This is a genomic window from Arcicella sp. GW458-12-2-14-TSB2 (assembly GCF_059423785.1).
Window position 1 is genome coordinate 26,130 of record NZ_JBWKYN010000004.1, and the last position, 25,459, is coordinate 51,588.

General features: G+C 36.9%; 14 protein-coding genes. 9 read left to right on the top strand and 5 right to left on the bottom strand.

Translation table 11 applies throughout. The features are described 5' to 3' along the window. Positions 1 to 209: 209 nt before the first annotated feature. The gene (locus AC07XN_RS01010) at positions 210 to 1,109 is read left to right on the top strand and encodes an oxidoreductase (RefSeq protein WP_494741723.1); all 900 of its coding nucleotides are present in this window, start codon (positions 210 to 212) and stop codon (positions 1,107 to 1,109) included. A 105-nt stretch (positions 1,110 to 1,214) separates the two neighbouring features. Further along, a complete protein-coding gene (locus tag AC07XN_RS01015) occupies positions 1,215 to 2,024 on the top strand; it encodes a helix-turn-helix domain-containing protein (RefSeq protein WP_494741724.1) in 810 nt (269 codons plus the stop codon). A 19-nt stretch (positions 2,025 to 2,043) separates the two neighbouring features. Here AC07XN_RS01015 and AC07XN_RS01020 read toward each other — a convergent pair whose 3' ends face one another. Beyond that, positions 2,044 to 6,015: a hybrid sensor histidine kinase/response regulator transcription factor gene (locus tag AC07XN_RS01020; protein ID WP_494741725.1), complete on the bottom strand. Its 3,972-nt coding sequence runs from the start codon at positions 6,013 to 6,015 to the stop codon at positions 2,044 to 2,046. A gap of 249 nt (positions 6,016 to 6,264) precedes the next feature. Between AC07XN_RS01020 and AC07XN_RS01025 the strand changes: the two genes are divergently transcribed. Genes AC07XN_RS01025 through AC07XN_RS01035 form a run of 3 tightly spaced genes read left to right on the top strand, consistent with a single transcriptional unit; the run spans position 6,265 to position 14,013 of the window. After that, on the top strand, positions 6,265 to 9,261 hold the full coding sequence (locus AC07XN_RS01025; protein WP_494741726.1) for a SusC/RagA family TonB-linked outer membrane protein: 2,997 nt from the start codon (positions 6,265 to 6,267) through the stop codon (positions 9,259 to 9,261). 22 nt (positions 9,262 to 9,283) lie between these two features. Further along, on the top strand, positions 9,284 to 11,011 hold the full coding sequence (locus tag AC07XN_RS01030) for a RagB/SusD family nutrient uptake outer membrane protein (RefSeq protein WP_494741727.1): 1,728 nt from the start codon (positions 9,284 to 9,286) through the stop codon (positions 11,009 to 11,011). 11 nt (positions 11,012 to 11,022) lie between these two features. Next, on the top strand, positions 11,023 to 14,013 hold the full coding sequence (locus AC07XN_RS01035) for a PA14 domain-containing protein (protein WP_494741728.1): 2,991 nt from the start codon (positions 11,023 to 11,025) through the stop codon (positions 14,011 to 14,013). A gap of 216 nt (positions 14,014 to 14,229) precedes the next feature. On the opposite strand, the gene AC07XN_RS01040 is transcribed toward AC07XN_RS01035, so the two are convergent. The 3 genes from AC07XN_RS01040 to AC07XN_RS01050 all read right to left on the bottom strand — a co-directional run bounded on the left by AC07XN_RS01040 (position 14,230) and on the right by AC07XN_RS01050 (position 18,599). After that, on the bottom strand, positions 14,230 to 15,870 hold the full coding sequence (locus AC07XN_RS01040) for a glycoside hydrolase family 43 protein (RefSeq protein WP_494741729.1): 1,641 nt from the start codon (positions 15,868 to 15,870) through the stop codon (positions 14,230 to 14,232). A gap of 16 nt (positions 15,871 to 15,886) precedes the next feature. Next, positions 15,887 to 16,882: a pectinesterase family protein gene (locus AC07XN_RS01045; protein WP_494741730.1), complete on the bottom strand. Its 996-nt coding sequence runs from the start codon at positions 16,880 to 16,882 to the stop codon at positions 15,887 to 15,889. A gap of 73 nt (positions 16,883 to 16,955) precedes the next feature. After that, on the bottom strand, positions 16,956 to 18,599 hold the full coding sequence (locus AC07XN_RS01050; protein WP_494741731.1) for a glycoside hydrolase family 28 protein: 1,644 nt from the start codon (positions 18,597 to 18,599) through the stop codon (positions 16,956 to 16,958). A gap of 659 nt (positions 18,600 to 19,258) precedes the next feature. Here AC07XN_RS01050 and AC07XN_RS01055 point away from each other — a divergent pair. The 3 genes from AC07XN_RS01055 (at position 19,259) to AC07XN_RS01065 (ending at position 21,686) form a co-directional block, all read left to right on the top strand. Then, entirely contained in the window at positions 19,259 to 20,158 is a 900-nt protein-coding gene (locus AC07XN_RS01055; protein WP_494741732.1) for an NmrA family NAD(P)-binding protein, read from the top strand. A gap of 11 nt (positions 20,159 to 20,169) precedes the next feature. Further along, on the top strand, positions 20,170 to 21,090 hold the full coding sequence (locus tag AC07XN_RS01060; RefSeq protein WP_494741733.1) for a helix-turn-helix domain-containing protein: 921 nt from the start codon (positions 20,170 to 20,172) through the stop codon (positions 21,088 to 21,090). A 134-nt stretch (positions 21,091 to 21,224) separates the two neighbouring features. After that, positions 21,225 to 21,686, top strand: a complete 462-nt coding sequence (locus AC07XN_RS01065; protein WP_494741734.1) for an SRPBCC family protein — start codon at positions 21,225 to 21,227, stop codon at positions 21,684 to 21,686. 96 nt (positions 21,687 to 21,782) lie between these two features. Here AC07XN_RS01065 and AC07XN_RS01070 read toward each other — a convergent pair whose 3' ends face one another. Continuing rightward, the gene (locus AC07XN_RS01070; RefSeq protein WP_494741735.1) at positions 21,783 to 23,138 is read right to left on the bottom strand and encodes a sigma-54-dependent transcriptional regulator; all 1,356 of its coding nucleotides are present in this window, start codon (positions 23,136 to 23,138) and stop codon (positions 21,783 to 21,785) included. Positions 23,139 to 23,469: 331 nt separating this feature from the next. Between AC07XN_RS01070 and AC07XN_RS01075 the strand changes: the two genes are divergently transcribed. Then, positions 23,470 to 25,386: a YgiQ family radical SAM protein gene (locus tag AC07XN_RS01075; RefSeq protein WP_309918368.1), complete on the top strand. Its 1,917-nt coding sequence runs from the start codon at positions 23,470 to 23,472 to the stop codon at positions 25,384 to 25,386. The last annotated feature ends 73 nt before the right edge of the window (positions 25,387 to 25,459 follow it).

Below are 25,459 nucleotides of genomic sequence, written 5' to 3' on the forward strand. Positions count from 1 at the left end.
GACAACGTTCAGCACCTTGGCGTACAACTAACCCATTTTAGCAGAAAAGTAGTACAGAAATACGGAATCTGGAGATTTGTATTAGTATTGCTGATTTGTGCCAATAAATAACTTTATATTTGAGCTTTTCAACAAACCTACATTGAGCTTTCTAACAAAGATGCACCTTGATTTTTGGATGAACTTTGTAGAAACAAAATTCAAGAAAAATGACAAAGGTTTGGTTTATTACAGGTAGCTCAAAAGGTTTAGGCAAAAGCCTTGCCTTAGAAGCTTTGGCAAATGGTGATAACGTAGTTGCCACCGCAAGAAATGTTTCACAATTAAATGATTTAGTAGAGCTATTCCCGAATCAGGTGTTGGTCCTTCCGCTAGATGTAAGCAACAAGGCTCAGATTGATACTGCCGTTGCTGAAGCAATAGCTCATTTTGGTAAAATTGACGTATTAGTCAATAATGCAGGATTTGGCATTACGGGTGCAGCCGAGGCATTTACTGATGAACAAGTTCGCAGTCAGTTAGACGTTAATTTGTATGCACCTATCGAAATCACTCGTGTAGTTTTGCCAATTATGCGTAAGCAACGCTCAGGACGAATTCTCCAAATTAGTTCAATCGGTGGGCGTATTGGAAACGCAGGACTGACCATGTATCAAGCTGCCAAATTTGGGTTAGCAGGCTTTACAGAAGCTCTGAGCAAAGAGGTAGCTCCTTTAGGCATTAAAGTGACGTCTATCGAACCAGGCGGTTTCCGTACTGATTGGGCTGGTGCATCTATGAGCTTTGCCGAAGATATTGAGGGCTATGAAAGCACAGTTGGCGGTATAAAAGGATATATTTTATCAGGACAATATGTACCTATGGGAGATCCTGACAAAGCGGCTAAAGTGATGTTTGAACTGGCATCACATCCTGAGCCCCCCATACATTTGGTATTAGGAAGCGAGGCAACTACTATTTTGAGAAATGCAGATGAAAACAGAAAAGCAGAGTTTGAAAAATGGCTTACGGTAAGTAATTCTACCGACCACGACGAAGCAGAAAGTCTCTTTGAAACAGAGGAAGGTAGAAAATTTTTAAGGGATAAAGGGATAATTAAAAAAGCATAATTGCTTCATTTTCTATTAGCGAGTGAATCTATTCGCTCGTTAATAGAAAATCAAAAGAGGGGGAAAATTGTATTGCTATTGAAAACAGATTAATTTGAGTTTAATATGAAATCTGAAAATGAAAAACGTGCGAGTATTGTGTACTCCTGCTATTACAAACAAAGCAGAGAAGGAGAGCAATTTGTGGCTGACCATGTGTTAAATTATCAAATTGCAGGTACTTCTATTCTCAACGATGGGAACAACCGGTATGAATCTCATGAGGGTTCTTTTCGTTTTATCAGACGTAATCAACTCCTAAAATTCAGCAAACATCCGCCCGTTGATGGTGAATATCAATCACTCAGTATTTTCTTTACCCAAGAAACTTTAAAAAAATTTAGTTTAGCCTACGAAGTGCTGCCTGACCAAAAACAATACGAGCAGTATATATACGCTCTGCAAACAAATTCACTACTGGAAAACTATGTTAATTCCTTATTGACCTATCGCCAAAGTACAATTTTTGAAAATTCGCAAATGGTTGATGTAAAGTTAAAAGAGGGTATTTTATTGCTATTACACACCAATCCAGCATTAAAGGATATTCTATTTGATTTCAAAGACCCACACAAAATTGATTTGGAATCATTTATGAATAAGAACTATCATTTCAACGTTCACTTAGACCGTTTTGCCTACCTTACAGGTAGAAGTTTAGCTACTTTTAAAAGAGATTTTGACAAAGTATTTGGTGTTTCTCCAAGGCATTGGTTACAACAAAAACGCCTAAAAGAAGCCTTTTATCTTATCCATGAAAAAGGGAAAATAGCGTCAGACATTTACCTAGATTTAGGCTTTGAAGACTTATCTCATTTTTCATTCGCTTTTAAAAAAACGTATGGCGTAGCTCCTTCCAAAATGGTTTCACCTTAAAAATAGCAAAGTCTAATTACTACGTTTTCTGATTTTGTAGTTTACTGACATATGCCGATGGAGTAATCCCGAACTGTTTTTGAAAGTCTCTCGAAAAGTTGGTAGGAATGTTGTATCCAACCATATCTGCAATCTCGTTAATTTTATATTTGTTTTCCGCCAGTAACTCTGCCGCCTTTTTTAGGCGAGATAAATTTATCAATTCATTAGGCTTCATATCAGAAATACCTTTTATTTTTCGATACAGCGTAGGTCGACTCATATTCATCATAGATGAGAGTAAATCTACATCCAAATTAGTATCCGCTATTCGCTCGGCAATAATAGCGTGTAACTGTTCCAAAAACTGTTTATCGGCTGTTGAAAATGCAATCCCTTTAATATGCGTCAGCGGAGAGCGGGCGAAGTACTCTTTAATAATATTCCGATTATTAATCAAGTTGGTGATTTGGGCTGTTAGGTGTTCTAACGCAAAAGGCTTTTCAATATAGGCATCCGCTCCTACTTCTAAACCTTCTATTTTTGAGTTAATCGAACTTTTTGCTGTTAAAAATATAATCGGGATATGGCTAAACTGTACATCTGTTTTTATTCTTTTACAAAGCTCTATTCCGTCCATTACTGGCATCATAATATCGCTAATCACCAAATGTACGTTTTCTTGTTCTAATATTTCAATGGCTTGCTCGCCATCTAATGCACGCATAACATGATAAGAAAGACTTAGTTCACGGCTTAGATAATTCATAATTTCTACATTATCTTCAACAATTAAAATCACAGGTTTGCCCGTGTCGTCTGCTTCGTTTGGTTCATTACTGAATACTTCGGTTTGATAATCATCATTATTGCCTTTCAAATCCATTTCATAATCTTGATGAATGGGTAGTGACAACAGAAAAGTGTTTTGTTGCTCGTTGCGAAGATGCACTTCAATTTTACCTTTATGAAGTTCTGCCAGCGAACGTGCCAACGGAAGCCCAATACCAGTTCCTTCTTGTTTTTGATTGACTTTTAGGCGAAAGAAAGGTTCAAATATTTTCTCTTTGTTTTCATTGTCAATGATAAATCCGTCGTTGGTAAACTCAATATGAAAAAGTAGGTCATCGCTACTAAAAGGTAATAGTTTTACTTTCACCGTGCTGTCAGCATATTTAACGGCATTATTGATTAGATTACTAATAATCTTTTTACAGGCTTCAATATCTACATAAGCGTGTAGTGTTATTCTTGGAAGCTCAATTTTATAGTTTAGTTTTTTCTGTTCGGCTGCTGGCTTGAAGGTAGTAAATACATCACTGAGTAACTCATTGATGTCTGTTTTGGTAAAATTTAAACTAAAATTATTCGCCTCTGCTTTTCGGAAATCTAGTAATTGATTGGTAAGGTCGATGAGGCGATTGGTGTTTTTTTTTATCATATTTAAATTATCAAATGTTTCTAGATTAGTATTTTTATTAGATAATAGTTTATCTAAGGGCATTTTAATTAATGTCAATGGCGTTTTTATTTCATGTGCCACATTCGTAAAAAAATCAATTTTAGCATTATATATCTCCCGTTCTTTCCCAATTTGGATGGCCTCAATTTCTCTTTTATTTTTTTCGCTCATCGCTAAATGATAGTACCAAAACAGAACAACCGCAATCGTACAGATTAAAACAAAGTATGAAACATAGGCCCAACCAGAAGCCCACCACGGTGGCATAATGTCAATACTTAGTTTTGTTTCTTGGATGTTCCAAACATTATCGTTGTTCGCTCCTTTAATCCGTAAAACATAATGGCCAGGCTGTAGTTTTGAAAAAGATATTTTTCGCTGGTTTGTCAGACTATACCACTGGTTATCAAGGCCTAGCATTTGATACTGACAACTATTCATCTGAGGGATAACATAACTAAGCGCCGCTACATCAAAGCTGAGACTGGAACGGTCATAAGGCAACTTAATTCTTTCAGTATAAATTGGAGACCTAGTGAGTGGCGCATCTTTATCAGCAATAGTAAGCTCCTTGCTGTTAGCTCGGATTCCGGTGATATACACAGACGGAACATAAATATTTTTGATGAACGACTCTGGCTTAAAACTAATCATTCCAGCTACCGTACCAAAAAATAGCACACCATCTTTACTTTTATAAGAAGAATTATAATTGAACTGTTCGCTGGGAAGCCCATTGGCTTCAGTATAGTTGGTGAATTTATCTGTTTTAAGGTCGAGCATAGACAAGCCTCTGGAAGTAGCAATCCAACAATTACCTTTGTCGTCTTCTAACACACGGAAAACCTGATTATCCAGCAGGCCATTTTCGATATGATAGTTTTTAAATTTTCCAGTAATATCGTTGTATCTAGAAAGCCCGTGTTCTGTACAAAACCAAAAATCACCATTTTTACTTTGGAAAAGGCTATTAATGTAGTTATCAAGTAACCCGTTTGTTTTACCTGCAACATACTGAATCCTGCCTTTTTTATTCGTTTTTGGATTAAAATAAAATATTCCTTTCCCATAACTAGCTACCCAAAGCGTTCCCTGTGAGTCTTGGTGAATACTTTGAATTTGCGTATTGAAAAAATCTATTCGGGTAAAATCGTCAGTATCTCGATTATATTTATACAACCCAGACCACGTACCTACTAAAATATCTCCTTCTCGGGTTTTGTACAAAGTTACAATAAAATTACTCCCAAATGAACGTGGAGAATCTCTCGAGTAGTGCCGAATAACTTTATTGGTTTTCAAATCCATTACATCAAGTCCGTGTTCATAAGTACCAATCCATAGGTGGTCACCGTCGGCTACCAATCCATGCAAATTTCTATAAGCAATGCTTCCTTTTTTTCCATCAGGCAGGAAAGATTTGAATTTACCCGTTTTTAAATCCAATTGATTGAGCCCAGCATCTTCTGTCCCAATCCACAGTTTACCGTACTGATCCATACAAATTTCATGAATCAGGTTTCCGCTAATACTATTACTCGGTAAAGGAAAATACTTTTTGAAACGATTAAATTCAGATGAATAGTAATTAACGCCTCCAAACTGTGTGCTAATCCAGATGCCGTCTTCTCTATCTTTAAATATTCCATTAATAATATTGTCGGTAATAGAATATGGATTATACTTTTCTTTCTGAATATGCTTAATTTGATGTTTTTTCAGGTCTAAAATAAAAAGCCCTGATTCAGACCCAAGCCAAAACTGTCCATTATTTTCAAAGATGGAATGCACATGAATCCCATCCTTTTGTCCTGTTTGTTCAGAAATATCAGCAATTTTTCCTGTCTTATAATTGAACAACCATATTCTCTTCATATTCCCGACCAAAAGTGCCGAGTCTGAAACTGTATGAAGCACCATATTGGTAAAAACTTCCTTCCCTCCTGTCAATTTGGAAATATTATATTCCAAAAATTTACCTTTTTGAGGATTATAGCACCTAATAGTACCATTACCATTAGCAATCCATACTTTCCCAGCTTGTGAAACATGAATAGAAACGGTATAACCTGCCCAACCAAACGATTGAATTTTACCCGTCTTTCTATCAAATCTATACAATTGATAATCAGAAATAATCCATACTCCTCCGTCATGGTCGCCTCTCAGCATTCGAATCTCGCTTGGGCGAATTAAATTAAAAGCAGTAAATCGCTCTGTGAGTGGGTTATAAATATATACTCCTTTATGAGTCCCAATCCATAATTTTTCATCTTCATCTTCATACAACGACGATATCGCATCATTGCCTAGGCTAGTAGAATCGCCTTGTTTGTTTCTAAATATTTTGAAAGTATTTCCGTCAAATCGATTCAAGCCATTACGGCTGGCAATCCAGATAAAGCCTTTTTTATCTTGAATAATATCGTGGGTTGTATTGCCCGACAGGCCGTCGGAGACTTTGTAGCTTTTGAAATAATATCGAACGTCCTGACCCACACAAGTCATACTAAGGAGTAAACCACAAATCGTAATAAGAAGATTTTTCACTTAATTCTTTCTAATAATGCTAGCATTTCAGGTTCATATTCCATAACAACTTTTGTAAATATATCCCTATATAATCATAGTTTTTTAACAAAAATAAACATTGAGACAGATTGATTTTAAATTGAGACTCAGCGATTATCCCATTAATTAATTAAGCAGGAACTTCGTGAAAAATTTTAAATATATCCAATTAATTAATCAAATAGTAACAATTATGGATCTAGTAAATCCATGTAAACAACAATTTTGATGAAAAAAAACTTGTACAAATTGGCACAAGATACGAAAAAGTTTTTGCAAAAAGGCCTGTCTACCAAGACGAGCCTAGTAGCGCTTTTCAGTATGTTTGTAGTGATGTCTGGAGTGGCTCAGGCTCAGAAGAGTACCACTATTTCTGGTAAAATTATAGACAAACAAGGTGCTTTACCAGGTGTTTCAATTCTTGAAAAGGGTACCACCAACGGAACGAGGACTGATACTGATGGAAAATTCACATTACAACTTTCTTCAGAAACGAAAGTATTGACGATTTCGCACGTGGGTTATTTTACAAAAGATGTTGATGTAAAAAACAACTCTTCTATTGAAATTACGCTTGAAGAAGACCTAAAAACGTTGGACGAAGTAGTTGTAATCGGTTATGGCTCATTGAATAAAAGAGAGGTTTCTAGTGCCATTACTCACTTAAATGCAAAAGATTTATTGCGAGTGGGTGGGAATAACCCATTAATGGCCATTCAAGGAAAAGTAGCGGGGCTTTCAATAACCAATACCGCTAGTGCTGACCCAAATTCTTCGCCAAGTATTCAGCTTCGTGGGGCATCTTCACGTAGTGCAGGTCTTGGTCCATTATTTGTCGTGAATGGTATTCCGGGTGGAAATATCGACAACATCAACCAAAACGAGATAGAATCTATTGATGTACTAAAAGGTGGAGCGGCTTCTGCGATTTATGGAACACGTGGAAGTAACGGGGTTATCGTAATCACTACCAAAAAAGGCTCTTCTGAATCTCGTTTGTTTTACGATAGTTATGCTACTTTTGATTATCTAACGAATGAATTATCGGTTCTTTCGAAAGAGCAATTCTTAGCTAATAAGCGTGGAGTAGATTTTGGTGGAAATACCAACTGGATGAAAGAAGTAAGTCGTACACCTTCATTTTCACAAAAACATACTTTACAATTCTCAGGAGGAAATGGACAAACAAATTATTTTACTTCATTAGACTTTAGAGATGCCAATGGAATTGACTTACGTTCGGCCAAAAGAGAATACGGCGGGCGTGTTAATATAAATCACACTTCAGCAAACAACCTAATTGCCTTAACCTTTAGTGCAGCACCACGATACGCCAAAACAAGCGGAGCAGATTACAGCGGATTTAATTATGCATTAACACTAAACCCTACGTTATCGGTTAAAGATGTAGCAGGTAAATACAATTATATTACTTCTGGTTTTTTTGCGAACAACCCTGTTGAGGTTGCAAAAAATGTTTTGGCCGACCAAGAGTTTAAACTGTTAGACTTCAATGGTTCAGCCAAATTGAATATTCTTCAAAACTTAAATACTAGCGTAACTTTTGGGGAAGTAAGTTCTTCGTATCGTAACATGAACTTTACGCCATCTACCATTACGCCAGTAATCAATGGTAGTGGCCGTAATACAGCCTCTCAATCATTAGATGAGTACGATCAGAAAAGTGTTGAATGGTTAGGAAACTATTTCTTAGATATTAACAAACATTCTTTAAAATTGCTTACTGGATATTCATATCAATACTTTACAGCATCAGGCTTTAATGCAAGCAATGAGAAATTCCCATCGAATGTACTTACTTACAATGCATTAGGGACGGGACTTTGGAACTTAGAAAAAGGCATTAATAATGTGGGTTCATACAGAAATAGCTCAACGTTGATAGCATTCTTTGGTCGTTTGAACTATGATTTTGATCAGAAATATTACCTATCTGTTAGTCTTCGTAAAGAAGGTTCATCAAAATTTGGCTATGATAATAAGTGGGGGTACTTCCCTGCTGCTTCGGCTGCTTGGCACTTAACACAGGAAAACTTCTTGAAGGGTGTTTCTTGGTTGAATGAATTAAAATTACGTGCCGATTATGGTGAAACTGGTAACCAAGATTTCGGAAATTACTTATCACTTGATACCTACGGAGGTTATGGCTATTATCCTTATAATGGAACTTCTTACCAAGTATGGGGTCCAAGCCAAAACACGAACTATAACTTACGTTGGGAAAAAGCAATTAACTTTAATGCTGGTGTTGACTTTGAACTCTTCGACAATAAAATCAGCGGTAGCGTAAATTACTATGTTCGGACTAACAAAGATTTGTTAGGTTCATATAATGTGCCGAACCCACCCAATATTCAAGGAAGCACGTTTGCCAACGTAGGTACCATGAGAAACACAGGTGTTGAATTACAACTAAGTGCTGCTGTAGTAAATAAAGGAGATTTTAGTTATAACCTTAGCTTAACAGGAGCATTTAATGATAATAAGTTTGTATCCTTCTCTAGTGACTTGTTCAAAGGACAAACTTATATTGACGTAGTAGGAATGCCAGCTCCAGGAAGCCCCGGAACAATTCAGCGTTTGCAAGAAGATAAACGAATTGGTAGCTTCTACGCCCTTAAATCCGCAGGAGTAAATGATAAGGGAGTATTGTTAGTCTATAACAAAAATGGCGAAATCATACCTGCAAACCAAGCCAACAACGACGATAAGCAATTTGTTGGAAATGGTCTTCCTAAATTCACTACAGGTATTTCAAATACATTCAAATACAAAAATTGGGATTTGAGTATCTTCCTTCGTGGGGCATTTGGCTATAAACTATTTAATACTTATGCTTTTTATCTGGGTACACCAGCCACTCAGGAAAATGCTAACGTCCTTACATCAGCTTATGATGGTGGTAAATATTCAAAGCTTACTAGTACATCAACTTATTCATCACTTTCAGATTATTTCTTGGAACCGGGTGGATTCTTGAAAATTGATAACATTACCTTAAGCTATACTCAACCATTGAAACTTAAGTTTATGAAGTCTGCGCGTATCTATGCTACTACCAGAAATTTAGCTACGTTCACGAAATACACGGGCGGCGACCCAGACCTCGTACAAGTAAACGGGCTATATCCGGGTGTCAATAGTTCATTAAACTACTACCCTTCTACAACACAATTGTTGTTGGGTTTACAACTTACTTTTTAATTTCCTGATTAAAACTCCAAACATGAAAATGAATCTTATTTCAAAATACTTATTTCGGTTTTTTACCTGTATGCTACTGTCGATGACGGTGGGGTGTACTAATCTGGACGAAGAGCTATACGACAGGATAACATCAGAAAACTTCCTTCAAACACGTGATGATGTAACACGAGATTTCCTGCGTGCATTTGAACACAGTTATTGGAGTATTCAAGGTGGCAATACATTTATGCTACAAGAAAATAGTTCAGACGAAATGATGACGCCCAACCGCCAAGGAGACTGGTTTGATGGTGGTCAGTTTCAGCGTGTTCATTACCACACTTGGACTCCCAACGACGGTTTCACTAGTGACCCTTGGAATGCTCTTTACGGTGGTGTAACGCTAGCAACCAATTCACTCGAAGACTTAGAAGGAATCTCTGATCCTGCTAAATTCGAGATGACACGTGCTGAATTAGACGGTATGATTGCCGAGCTAAAAGTACTTCGTGCATGGTTAAACATCCGTTTGTTAGATTTTTATAGAAATATCATTATTGTTACCAAAGTAAAAGGACAAAGCGAAGGTGGGCTTCAAGTACCACCACAGGAAGCGTTCAATTACATTGAAAAAGAACTAAAAGACGCTCTTCCAAAACTTTCTACGAATGCTACTTTGGGAAATAATGTAGGAGGACGCTGGACGAAAGGAGGTGCGGCTGCACTTCTTGTAAGACTATATCTGAACGCTAAGGTATATACTGGTACAGACCGCTTTGCAGATTGTGCTAAAGTGGCTCAAGATATTATCAATGGTGAATATGGTAGTTATGAACTTGAAAATCGTTGGGATGCTCCTTTTGACTATACTAACCCAACTTCAAAAGAAACAATTTTCGGCTTTCCGGGAAGTTTCAGCTTAACACACTGGCAGTATGATGGCGGAATGTATTTTTGGATGTTGCCAAACATGGCTCCTAGCTATTTTGGATTCACTGATTTTGGTAATGCCAACCCTAAATACGCTATGCAACCAGGCCTTAATGTGGATGGTGTAGAGTATAATTTTACCTTAGGAAAGCCATTTGTGAAATTCCAAAAATACAAAGATGATCTTCGTTTGAAAAAATATAAGAATCTAGGAAATAGCAAACGTGAAGGAATGTTCTTGTATGGCTATTTACCTTATATTAATTCGACTGGTAAGCAGGATACTGTTAGAGGTTTCAAAGGTCCTTATCCTCTTTATTTAAGAGACCAAGTTGGTAAGTTCCTTGACGCAAAACCAGGGACATTGATAGCCGACAAGGTTTCAAATATGAATAATGCTGATAACAACTCAGGTATTTTTCCAGTGAAGTATCCGTTCTATCCAAGTAGCGATCAAAACAAAATTTCTTCAGCCTATGCTGAAATTCGTTATGCTGAAATTTATTATTCTTTGGCAGAATGTAAATACAGAGCTGGCGACAAAGCTGGTGCTGCGGCATTATTGAATGCTGTTCGTAAACGCAATTTTCCAGAAGGTTCACCAAGTCTTTATAAAGCTAATGGTAGTGATTTGATCGACCAAGAAATGCTTGATGAATGGATGCGTGAATTTTTGGCAGAAGGTAGAAGAAGAACAGACTTAGTACGTTGGGGCGTGTTCAGTACTGGTACTTGGTGGGATAAAAGCCCTGATGCTGATAACCACACCGACATATTCCCAATCGGACAAAATGTATTAAATGCTTCTCCTCAATTGAAGCAAAACCCTGGTTACTAAATATTATATTAATGAAATATAACAAGCCCTTGGCTGTGCTAAGTACCGCAATTATGTTTGCGGTACTCGGCTCGGCCAGTACTTTTATTGGCTCAAAGCCAACAACAAAACATATCGCTAATATAAAGCGTCCACGTGAAGCATGGGTTTTACGCTCTGTACTTGATTCAAAACCAAGAATTTTGAGCATTGCATTGCATAATAATCTGTGGCTCGCATATAATACCCAAACTGCGGCCTTATATAAAGCTTGGACGGGGAAAATAGATTTCAACGGTCCCGTTTATACTTCTTCGCATGGACCTCAACCTGTTTCATCAGGAATTACCTACATGGAAGAACCAGATGAAAACCCTTGGCGAATTGAGGTTGATGGAAAGGAAGTTACTCCCGAAATTAGCTACAAAGGCCATACCATTCTGGATAATCAGGTTACGCTGAAATACGAACTAAATTATCAAGGTCAGAAAATATTGGTTGAAGAAAAACCTGAGTTTTTTGATGCTGGGAACGGCAAGGCTGGGTTCGAGCGTGTATTTACCGTAAAGAATATTCCTGCTAGTATGGCTTTATTGCTGAATATGCACTTGGCTTCATTGTCTGCTACAACAGATTATAAAACTGATGGTAAATTTGTAGTAGTCAATCAGCATGATGATAATACCCCAAATCAGTCTTTTAAAGCTGTAGAAGGGAAATTGCTACTTAATGATAATGGAAAAACAACTTTTTCTATTCACCTAACCCAAAAACAAGAGCAACTTTTATCAGAGCAAAAAATAAGTAAATCAGAAATGGTTGCTGGACTTTTTGCTAAAAGTGACTGTAATACTTGCCATAATCAGGAAGTAAAAACAGTTGGGCCGTCTTATAAGGCAATTGCTGAGCGTTATGAAAACAATGAACAAAACAAGAATACGCTTGTTGCCAAAGTAATCAATGGTGGTGCAGGCAACTGGGGCCAAATCCCGATGTCAGCCCACCCTACATTGAAAAAAGAAGATGTGGAAACAATGGTATCCTACATTCTGAACCTAGATGCAGCAAAAGAAAGGGCACAAGCTGCAAGCAAATTGATGCCCAAACCAACTTATAAGATTGTACTAAAATCAGAAAAACCTAGTCAAATGGCAACGGCTTCTGAAAAAGCAGGTATTGCAATAAACATATACCAATTTGCTAGTGGTATCGGAGAAGTACCTGAAATCAATGACGAAATGTTACCTGTAAAATCTGGGTCAATCAATGCCTTGCATTTGGATGAACAAGATTTTGGCGATTTGAAAGATAACTTTGTTATTTATGCCAGCGGTTTTATCAACATTAAAAAGACAACAAATATTGTTTTTAGATTGGTTTGTGACGATGGCGGTAAGCTATTTATTGACAACAAACTTATCACAGATAATGGCGTAAATCACGGACTTCAACCCACCGATGGAGAAGTAATTTTGAAGCCCGGAAAACATCCATTTAGGGTAGAATATTATCAAGGCTCGTATGGGAAAGGGCTTTCCTTACAATGGAGACCTTATGGTAGCAAAACTTTTGTAGTAATACCCCCTTCTGTTTTTACTTATCAAGGAACAGCTATTAAAAAGACAGGACAAACAGCCATAAAAGTTCAAAAAAATGATATTCCTGGCGACCAATCTCCACTGGTTGCAGTGCATCCAAGCTTTACGTTGTCGCAGGCTCGACCAGACAATTTTCAGCCAAGAGTAGGGGGAATGGATTTCCTTTCTGATGGCAGAATGGTGGTTAGTACTTGGGACTCACTAGGCTCTGTTTACATTGTTGATGGACGCAAAGCTGCTTCGCCAAATGATATTACAGTAAAACGTATTGCATACGGACTGGCCGAGCCATTGGGCTTGAAAGTGGTTGATGATGAAATTTATATCATGCAAAAGCAGGAACTTACTAAGCTAGTTGACTTAAACAAAGATGGGCTTATTGATGAATACCAAACAATTTGTAATGGTTGGAAGGTTTCGGCCAACTTCCATGAATTTGCTTTTGGGTTGGTATATAAAGACGGTTATTTTTACGGAACACTTGCAACCGCCATTAATCCGGGTGGAGCAAGTACAAAGCCACAAATTCCTGACCGTGGGAAAGTAGTAAAAATCGCTAAAAAGGATGGTTCTTTTACCTTTGTAGCCTCAGGTTTAAGAACCCCTAACGGAATAGGTTTAGGGGTAGATAATGAGATTTTCATCGCAGATAATCAAGGAGACTGGTTGCCTGCTAACAAAATCGTTCATTTGCAAGAAGGTGCATGGTATGGTTCTCGCTCAGTAGATTTTGAGGGAACTGCCAATCGGAAAGAAACGCCCCCTGTTGTTTGGCTCACGCAAGATGAAATCGGCAATTCGCCTAGTCAACCTGCCAAACTTAATATTGGGCCTTACCAAAACCAAATGATACACGGCGACGTAACACACGGAGGTATAAAACGAGTATTTGCCGAAAAAATTCATGGTATTTACCAAGGGGCAGTATTTCGGTTTACCCAAGGGTTAGAAGCAGGTGTAAACCGCCTCGTTTGGGGGACAGATGGCTCGCTTTATATTGGTGGCGTTGGTTCAACGGGCAACTGGGGACATACTGGTAAGCTAAGTTATGGTTTGCAAAAACTGACTTTCAATAATAATATAGCATTTGAGATGCTGGCGGTTCGAGCCAAATCGGATGGCGTAGAAATTGAGTTTACAGAACCTTTGAAAGAAGGTGTTGGAGAAAAAACGTCAGACTACGATATTCGTCAATGGTGGTTTAAGCCAACTGGCGATTATGGCGGGCCTAAATTGGATAATGAAAGTTTGCCTGTAAAATCGGTGAGTGTATCTGCCGACCGCAAGAAAGTAACCCTACAACTGGCGGGTATGAAAAGCAAACATGTGGTTTATATACACTTGAATCGAAACTCAATTGTTAGTCAAAATGGCAATAATTTATGGAGTACAGAAGCTTGGTACACCATGAATGTTTTACCATAATATAGTCCAGTGATTGACATAAAGGCTATCATAATCGGAAGTAAGAGCTTCTCACTATGATAGCCTTTATGGTATTAATTGTATAAGATAAACTGCTTTGTACACAAGAACCAATCAAATGGTGAAATAAAGTACAAATCATTTTTTTAATCTAAGTGGGGAGCCATGGCTCATAGCCATTTTAAGTAGCTCTCTTCTTTTCATCATCTTTTGTTTTTAAGGTAAAGGTTCTATCTTAAACCAATCAAAATCAGCATAACCCGAATCATTGATTTGAGAAACACGAGTACAATACAGTCCAATCTTTGCACCAATCCAATGCCCTACAATTGCTTGAAACTCATTACCAACATCCTTAAATTCTTTTCCATCAATGCTATAACTAAACTGACATTTAGCATTTTTCATCACTTTTACCCGTAAATAAACAGGTGTTTTGGCTGGGATAGTAGCCAATGTCGTTTCTGTTTCTGCCTTTCCTTCTGATGCTTTGTGACATTCAACGTATACTAATGTTATTTCATCTTTGCCTTTACTTTTCAGAGCAATAGTAGCATAGCTTTTTCCTAAAATTATCAAGCCTGTTTTCTCATTTTCTAAGCGAACATTGGGTGTAAAAAGCACTTTAGTAGTGGCCATAAAGTTTTCTGTCGGAAACTTTTGGAGTAAAATATTCGGTACTTCCCAATAGTTTTTAGCCTCGTCTGGCACTTTGTAAGAATACAAACGTAAGTGCCCTTGGTTGGTCATACTATGCCAAATGCCTTTGGGGTTTGCTTGCCATTGCCATTGTAGCCCAAGCGTATTGGTATTAAATTCATCCGACTCGGCAGGAGTAACTATTGGGTGTATTTTACCAACATTGGGTTTACGGTAAGTAATCACTGGTTCACCTTTATTATCACCGTCTGGATTAATGCCTATCACTGGCCAATCGTTTACCCATTTCATAGGTTGCAGATGCACCACACGACCATATACGTCTTTATCTTGAAAATGCAAAAACCAATCTTCACCCGTTGATGTATTTACCCATGCTCCTTGGTGTGGACCATTTACAGTACTTTTCCCTTGGTCCATTACTACTTTTCGTTCGTATGGTCCATATACCTTTTTAGAACGAAGTACTAATTGCCAACCTGTAGATACTCCACCCGCTGGAGCGAAAATGTAATAATAACCATTTCGTTTATAGAACTTTGGTCCTTCCAATGTTGGGTCAGTCTCATGTCCATCAAAAACGATTACTCCTTCATCCATTACTTTCGTCCCATTGGCATTTAATTTTTTGATAGTTAATACACTTTTGATACCTGCACGACTTCCAGCCCAACCGTGTACCAAATACACTTGCCCATCTTCATCCCACAAAGGACAAGGGTCTATCAATCCTTTCCCTGCTTCAACCAATACTGGTTCTGACCAAGTACCTGCTGGATTTTTAGTTTTTGTTAAGTAAATACCAAAATCAGGATCAGGATAATAAAGCCAAAACTCCCCTTGATGATAGCGAATAGCAGGAGCCCAAACGCCATTTCCATGTTGGGTTTTAGAAAAATGTTCAATAGGAGGCTGACGTTTTAGCGCATGACCAATAAGTGTCCAGTTGACTAAGTCTTTAGAATGTAAAATGGGTAAGCCGGGAACAGCATCAAAACTTGAGGCTGTCATATAAAAATCATTACCCGCCCTACAAACATCTGGGTCTGAATAATCTGCATCTAACACAGGGTTTTTGTACTGCCCATTTCCTAAGTCAGCTACCCAAACCTTTGAAACATAGTTATCTTTTTGTGCCTGTCCTATTAATGAAAGACTTAAAAGACAAAGTATATAAACGTATTTTTTCAGCATCATTGTTATATTTTTAAAGCTATTTCCACCAATTTTTAATAGTATCTCTTGACCCAAAAATGCGTTCTACACTATAATCGTCTGCCTCTTTCTTTTTTAACTGACGGCTCCAAGCTACTCTTTGAGCCATATTAGCCCCTGAACCATAAGATGCATATTCGGCGTATAAAACTGTTTTCTCATTATCTGTATTTCCCCAGTTGTTCCAACCTATAGGAAGAATATGGCTATCCATTTCCGTTCTGATAAAAACAGTTTTAGAATACGGTCGCCATGGACGACCCAAATATACTTTTTGGGCTGACGAATCAGCAGTGAGTTTGCAATCCAAAAAGACAAATCCGTAGGCTTGATAAGCAGGCGTTGCAGCGGCAGTAATGAAAGAGTTTGAAAGGCTTTTGATGATACATTTTTCAAAAACACAGATAGATTTTCCAAAAATAAAATCTGTTGTCCCTTCTATCTGACAATCCACATAATATTGTTGACTGCCTTCTCTAGCAGCGTATAGCGTGTCTTGGTTACCCAAAATCAAACAGTTTTTGCATATAAATCTATCGCCTTCTACATGCAATGCTACAGCCTGCCCCACTCGTCCTGACGTATTCTGAATCGTAAGGTTTTCGATAATAATATCAGGAGCATCAACCAAAACGGTAAAGGAATTATAAGTACTGAATTGACTTTTGCCCGTAGCATCTTTTTGTCCATTAGGGTATACTTTTCCAGAATAATCATCATTCGTAATGATAACACCACCACTGCTTTCGCCTAGTAAATGAAGGTTAGGTTTGTTAGGAGGAATGACAACCTTTTCATGATAAATCCCATTTTTAATAAATAGCGTTACTCTTTCTTGGGAATGGTCACGAAAAGCCATAATGGCTTCTTGTATCGTTTTGAAATCCCCTGAGCCATCTTGGGCAACCGTGAATTTGGTCGGATATTTTGATTTTTGGGCAAAAGCATCCGCTAACCCTACTATTAGAAGCAGGATAAAGAGTATTTTTTTCATGTGTCGAGTATAATGAATGTTTGAGCCTAGCATTTAGGAGAGATAAGTAGTTTACCTCTCCTAGCATAATAGGTTATTTTACTAAAGCCGCTTCTGTCGCACCCTCTTTCCACGTTATCTTTTGTTGTGCTTTCTCGAAGTCAGTATTAAGGACTTTGATATTTTGACTACGCTGTCCAGCGATGGTGAAAAATCTTTTGGCAGTAGTTCCCAGCGTAATTTTATCAAATACCAAGGCTTGGCTATTTTCAATAGCAATCACAGGTTCTGTTTTTGCTGTATAAAGCGTAATATTTTTGCAGGTAATTTCAGCAGCATCTATCAATTCGACACCGATTTCAGATTGCAAAGTTGCATTTTCAATCGTGATATTCTTTACAGGCATTTCTGGTAAACCACGAATAAAAATTCCTTTGGTCGCTCCATGACAAACAATATTTTCAAATTTCATGTTTCTGAAAATTGGCGTGCCTTCATTTACAACTGGTCTTTCGTCTCTTGGACTATCTGTAGCAAATTTTACGAAATAGTACATATCAAAGAAAATAGCCTCTTGTGCTATATCTTTCATATAAATATTTTTAGCATAAATATTTTCTACAATACCCCCTCTGCCACGTACCGACTTGAATCTTAGTCCTTTATCAGTACCCATAAAAGTACAGTCGTACACAAAAATATTACGTGCCCCGCCACTCATTTCACTGCCTATCACAAAACCTCCGTGTCCATTATACACTACATTGTTACGAATAACGCCATTTTCTGTCGGCATGCCACGTTTGCGTCCCTCTTCATCTTTTCCTGATTTAATACAAATAGCATCATCACCTACATCCAAAGCACAACCCTCTATCAAGAAATTCTTACAAGATTCAATGTCCATACCGTCTCCATTATGCGCATACTCTGGGTTTTTCACAGTCAGATTTCTGAAAGTAAGGTTTTCAGTCATCAGGGGGTGTAAACACCAAGCAGGAGAATTTTGGAAAGTGATGCCTTCAAGCAATACATTTTTACATTGCGTAAGTACCACCAAATTAGGACGTAAAAAATCTTTTATATCAGCAAAATCTTGAGGTTTTTTACCTTCTGTCAATAACATACTTTTGCCCTCAGTACTAGCCTTTAAAAACTGTTCACTTGGGTACCACACTTTGCCGTCAGGTCTTACAATTCCTCCAGAAGCCACTTTTTCTTTCCACTCCCCTTCTGTCAATTGAGCTTTATTTACAGCACGCCAAACGTCACCATTGCCATCTATAATTCCTTTACCAGTAATGGCTACATTGACAAGCCCAATACCTGAAATTGGCGACTGATTACGAGCAGCCTTTTTGCCTTCATAACTTCCTTCTACCAACGCGTATTTACTTTTATCTGTTGTAAATAAAAGCGTAGCTGCCTTTTGGAGGTGTAAGTTTACATTACTTTTTAATTCGATAGGCCCTGTTAACCACAAGCCTTTAGGAACTAATACGACACCACCACCTTTTTTGCTACAGGTTATAATAGCATTATTGATGACCTCCGTATTAAGCGTTATACCATCAGGCTTTGCTCCTTTTGACAGGATATTAATAGTGTCTCTTCTAAATGTGGGTTGTACAACTTTGGGCAAATGTTCCCAATTGTACTCAGATGATTTTTGAGCTGCTGCATTGAAAGTAGATAATGTCCAAAAGGCAACCATCCATCGTAAGTGTGTACATTTCATGAATAATGATTTTTAATTTTAGTAAATTTTAAGCGATAAATTGTCAGCTTTAGTATTAAACTCAATCTGTTATATTAACCTAAAGCATCCTACTTATCGTTTTTTAAGGTTAATTTATAACTTACCTTTAATCAATCTGATAAGGTAGTTTATGGTAAGCACAATAAAGAATCATGACAGATTCTAGCTGTCATCAAAGCTTATTATGTATGCACGGAGATAATGATTTTTGCTATGGAAGAGCATTAAACACGAATAAAATTGAGCTATCATTCGGCTTACTTTCCCGAAATTCTCACAATCTTTCTAAGTAAACAAATATTTTTTTTGTTTTTTTTATGCAATCGTTGCCGGCAACGTTGCCAAATCAATAAATTGACATTTTCAGTCCCGAGCGTGGGAACAACTGAGAGGGAAGCCTTATAGTGATATTGGAAATACCAAAATATGATTTATACATTTGTTGTTTTCAATACTAATCAAAGCAATAATTATATCTTTCTAATAAATCTGATTAACAGGAATACTTGGATTAAATTCTTGCTCAGACTTTAGCCCATTACAAATCAACCTTATATTTTATTAGGATAAAAATAGATTTGCTTATTCCTGTTTTTTGTTTGTTGCAGAACTTTGTGTCAAATAAAAAAATAGGAAAAATGAAAATAGTCATCACAGGTTCTCTTGGGAACATCAGTAAGCCACTAACCATGGCGTTAGTAGAAAAAGGACATTCAGTTACGGTTATCAGTAGCAAAGCCGAAAGACAAAAAGACATTGAGGCGATTGGAGCACAACCTGCTATTGGTTCAATGAAAGACGTGGATTTTTTATCAGCAACCTTCAAAGGGGCTGATATAGTGTATGTGATGGAAGTACTTGGAGAGAATGCTTTTTTTGACCCAACTGTTGATGTAATCGCTGAAATTACTAGCATTGGTAATAATTATAAACAAGCTATTGAACAATCTGGCGTAAAGAACGTTGTTCATCTTAGTAGTATTGGTGCTCATACTGATACAGGAAATGGTATACTTGCCTTTCATTATAATGTTGAAAATATTTTGAAGCAACTGCCTAATGATGTTTCCATCAAATTTATGCGTCCTGTTGGCTTTTATTATAATATGTTTGCATTTATACGAACAATTAAAGCGCAAGATGTAATCGTGTCTAACTATGGTGGTGATGAGAGAGAGCCTTGGGTTTCTCCTTTAGATATCGCTTCTGTAATTGCTGAAGAAATTGAAAAACCTTTTGACGGCAGAGAAATTAGATACATAGCAAGTGATGAAGCGTCGCCCAATGAAGTTGCCAAAATGTTAGGAGAAGCCATCGGCAAACCAGATTTGAAATGGATAGCAATTTCTGATGAAGAAATGCTGAACAATATGGTAGCGGCAGGAATGAATCCACAAACTGCCAAAGGTTTTGTAGAAATGAATGCAAGTAGACGTGGCGGTGTTTTATACGAAGATTATAATCGTTACAAACCTACATTGGGAAATGTAAAAATTGTAGATTTTGCTAAAGAGTTCGCTCGTGTGTATGAACAATAAATAAAAGCAAAATGGCTAATAATAAAATTCAGAGAATAAAAACAATTACCGAGTTTCATCGGCTGAGAGGTTTACCTAAACCTCAGCACCCTTTAATCAGTGTGATAAATTATGCCGAAATTAAACATTCTACTGATAGTAATTTGAGTAGTTGGGTACTTGATTTTTATTCTATTTCAATAAAAAGAAATCCAAATACCAAAATAAAATACGGACAACAGGAGTATGATTTTGATGAAGGTGTGATGTTTTTTATGGCTCCCAATCAAGTTTTTAGCATTGAAGTAGGACAAAATATGCAGATACAACATTCAGGGTGGATGCTCCTCATCCATCCTGATTTTCTATGGAATACATCGTTAGCAAAAACGATCAAACAATATGAGTTTTTCGATTATGCCGTAAATGAGGCTTTATTTCTGTCGGACAAAGAAGAAACTATCCTTGGCAATATCATACAAAATATCCAACAGGAATATTATACTAACATTGATAAATTCAGCCAAGGGGTAATTGTTGCACAGATAGAAGTATTACTTAATTATTCTGAACGGTTTTATCATCGACAATTCATTACTCGTAAAAAAGCTAATCACCAAATCCTCGAAAAATTAGAAAGTTTACTGGCTGACTATTTCAATAACGATGCTTTGTTGAAAAAAGGGATTCCGACAGTTCAATATATTGCTGAAACATTAAATGTATCTCCCAATTATTTAAGTGGCTTACTCAAGATATTGACAGGGAAAAGCACCCAACAACACATACAAGACAAATTAATTGATAAAGCAAAAGAAAAATTATCAACGACTGATTTATCGGTAAGTGAAATTGCATACGAATTAGGCTTTGACTATCCCCAAACATTCGGTAATTTATTCAAGAAAAAAACCAACTTTTCTCCTTTGGAATTTAGGCAGTCATTTAATTAGACTGCTCATAAAAGCTATTATCTGTTAAAAATAATTGAACTAGACAGTCGCATATTCTTGGTATTAGCTAATAAATATTTTTTATCTTTAACCTTTGATGAATTAGACTATTTGAGCAATAAAATTTTATACAGATGACTTCAGAAATTATCTCGACAACGCCAGATTGCGAAATTGTAACTTCAAGAATTGTAAATGCACCAATCGAGATTGCTTATAAGGCTTGGACCGATCCAAATCATCTAAAAAATTGGTGGGGACCCACTGGCTTTACGAATACTTTCAACGAGTTTGATTTAAGAGAAGGAGGTAAATGGAGTTTTATCATGCACGGGCCAGACAAAGGGAATTACCCAAATGAATGTGAGTTTATAAAGATAGATAAACCGAACCTTATTGCATGGAAACGTCATTCTAAGCCGCTATTTCAAGTAGTGGCAACTTTTGATGTAGTATCTAGCAACAAGACAAAGGTTATTTTTAAAATGCTTTTTAATTCAGAAGAAGAATGTAATAAGTTAAAACCATTTGTTATCGATAAAAACGAGGAAAACATGGATAGACTTGAGAATGAATTAATAAAAATGATTGCTTAAAGCTACTATTAGGTTTTGTATTATTTATTTCCCGCAGATTTACAGAGATAAATAACGCTGATTTTCAAAGATTTTAAAATAATAACTCATTCACAACTAATTTATTCCATATTCCTCAATTTTGCGATAAAGGGTTGTCAATCCAATATTTAATAAGCGGGCAGTTTCAGTTTTGTTGCCTTTTGTATGTTTCAGTACTTTTTGAATATGCTGTTTTTCAATGGTTTGTAAATCAAAAGAGTTGATTTGACTAGCAACATTTTCACTAGGAAATTGAATAGCAATCGGTAAACTATCTATGGTCAATTGCCCATTTTCATTCAGGATAATGGTTCTTTCAATTACATTTTTTAACTCGCGGATATTACCTTTCCAGTCATAATTCTCTAATTTCTCTAGAAAACCTTGTTGTAAGTCAGCAATGGCAATATTGAATTTCTTTGAAAACTCTTTCGTAAAGAAACGAGCAAGCACCTCGATATCTGTTTTTCGTTCACGAAGAGGTGGTAGAGCAATTTGAAAAACCGAAAGTCTATAAAATAAATCCGACCGAAAATGTCCTTCGTTCACTTCCTGACTCAAATCACGATTAGTGGCTGAAATAATCCGAACATCTACCTTGATAAGTTTGGTATCCCCTACTTTCATAAACGTTCCTGTTTCAAGTACTCTTAATAATTTGGCTTGCAAATCCAAAGACATTTCACCGATTTCATCCAGAAAAATAGTACCTCCATCGGCTTCTTCAAACAATCCCTTTTTATCTTTGGTAGCTCCTGTAAAAGAACCTGCCTTATGTCCAAACAATTCAGATTCAAGAATTTCTCTAGAAAAAGTAGCACAGTTTACAGCCACAAAATTCTTGGATGCTCTTATACTTTCTTGATGAATTGCATTTGCAAAAACCTCTTTTCCTGTTCCTGTTTCGCCTGTCAATAAAACAGTCGTATTGGTTTTAGCTACTTTTAACGCTAAACTGATTACTTCCTTAATCTGTTTAGATTTTCCAAGTACTTTCTCAAAACCTTGATGCGTATTCTGAAACGTTAATGGTTGATTTTGAACTTTATCCATTGCCAAGCTAAGCATAGGCAATATTTTTTCGTTATCGTCTCCTTTTACTAAATAATCAAAAGCACCATTCTTCATGGCTTTGATGCCATCTTGAATAGTTCCATAGGCAGTCATTACGATGATTTCGAGCTGAGGATATTTTTCTTTAAACTTTTGGGTAAACTCCACACCATTGCCGTCAGGTAATTTTACATCTGATAATACCACTTGTATCACCTGATTTTCAAGGATTTTCCAAGCAGATTTTAAATCTCCTACTTCTGTTACAGCATAATCTTCTAACTCAATAATCCTTTTGAGTAGCCCCCTGAGTTGCTTTTCATCATCGATAATCAGTACCGTTCCTTTCATCCTTATTTTCTCTGTGCTATTGCCCAATTTGACTTATATTCGGCTAAATTAATGCTTTTTTAGCATTTCGACTTTCACGTTTTTCCATAGAGATATTTAAATCAAAAAAGTTTTGAAGTATATATCTCTAAGTGGGCACGATTTATGATTACTAAGTAATAGCTTGTATCATTAGAATTTGATGTAAAATATTAGCTATTGTTGTTTGCAAAAACCGTCAAATAGCTGTGTATAAAATGAGTAAACTCCTTTTAATTAGCCAATTATAAATTGGTCAGTCATTAATAAATAGTATTTATCGGCTGAATAATTCACTAGAAATGACTTTTGTCATTGATTTCTTGCGTAATTTTGTGTTATGATTGAAAGACCAATAACCGACTGGTTACCTCTGACCAAAAAAGAGGTGGAAAAACGTGGATGGGAGGAATTAGATGTAATTCTAATTTCAGGGGATGCGTATGTAGATCATCCAGCTTTCGGAACGGCTGTGATTGGTCGTATTATAGAAAGTGAGGGGTTTAAAATTGCCATTGTGGCTCAGCCCAATTGGAAAGATGATTTACGTGATTTTAAAAAATTAGGGAAACCAAAATACTTCTTTGGCGTAACGGCTGGCTGTATGGATTCAATGGTGAATCATTATACTGCCAACAAACGTTTGCGTTCAAATGATTCATATACACCGGGTGGCGAAGCGGGTTATCGTCCTGATTATGCTACTACCGTTTATACTAAAATCTTAAAAGAGTTATATCCAGATGTTCCAGTGTTGATTGGTGGCATTGAAGCCTCTCTTCGTCGAGTTACGCACTATGATTACTGGCAAGATAAGCTTTTGCCTTCTATTCTATACGATTCAGGAGCTGATATGTTGGTTTATGGAATGGGCGAACAGCCACTTCGTGAAATTTTACGCTTGGTAAAACAAGGTGTTCCTTTAGATACCATTCGCAACATCAACCAGATTTCATATTTACAGCCTTCTACAGAGCCTCTTGGAGAATTCAACAATTGGGATACTGTGGAAATTTCAAGCCATGAAATTTGCTTGAAAGATAAAATCAAATACGCTGCTAACTTTAAAGTAGTGGAAGTGGAATCAAACAAATGGCAAGCCAACAGAATTATTCAGAAGGTAGGTGATAAAACATTGGTGATTAATCCTCCTTTTAAAACAATGGAGGAAAAAGAGATGGATATTTCTTTTGATTTGCCTTATACTCGCATGCCACACCCCAAGTATAAAAAAAGAGGCCCGATTCCATCTTACGAGATGATTAAGTTCTCCATTAATATGCACCGTGGTTGTTTTGGGGGATGCAGTTTCTGTACGATTTCGGCACATCAGGGGAAATTTATTGCCTCGCGCAGTGAGAAATCAATCATGAAGGAGGTGGATCAAATTGTGAAACACCCTGAATTTAAAGGATATATCTCTGATTTGGGCGGTCCCTCGGCGAATATGTACCAAATGAAAGGGAAAGATGAGTCAATTTGTAACCGTTGTCAAAGTCCGAGTTGTATTCACCCCGTTATTTGCTCGAATTTGGATACTTCACACACACCGTTGACGGAGATTTATAAAAAAGTGGATGCTCACCCAAGTGTCAAAAAAGCCTTTGTTGGTTCAGGTGTTCGTTATGATTTGTTGGTGGATGATTTCAACAAAAATAACCAAGATGGCAACCATGATATCTACATGGAACAGTTGATAACTCGCCATGTTTCTGGTCGTTTGAAAGTTGCTCCAGAACATACATCTGATGCAACTTTAAAGGTAATGCGTAAGCCTTCTTTTAAATATTTCAGAAAGTTTAAGGAAAAATATGATAACATTCAGGCGAAGCATAACTTGAAACAACCGTTGATTCCTTATTTTATTTCTTCACACCCAGGTTGTGAAGAAGTTGATATGGCAAACCTTGCTGCTGAAACCAAAGATTTAGGATTTCAATTGGAGCAGGTGCAAGATTTTACCCCAACACCTATGACGGTGGCAGAAGTAATTTATTATTCAGGGGTGCATCCTTATACCTTACAGCCTATCATCACAGCAAAAACAAAGGAAGAAAAGCTAAATCAGAACAACTATTTCTTTTGGTATAAACCTGAATTTAAAGATTGGATTCGTAAGCGTTTGCACAAACTCAATCGCCCAGATTTGGCTGAACGTTTGTTGAAAAGCCAAAAGCAGGCAGCCATTGATAAAGTAATTGGTCAAGACCTTGTTTCTAAAGCACAAAAGAAGAAGAGAAATAATTTCAGGCGATAATAAAAAAATAAGGTGTTCAAATTGATAATTTGAACACCTTATTTTTTTACAATCTTCTTAGATTCTATTGCAT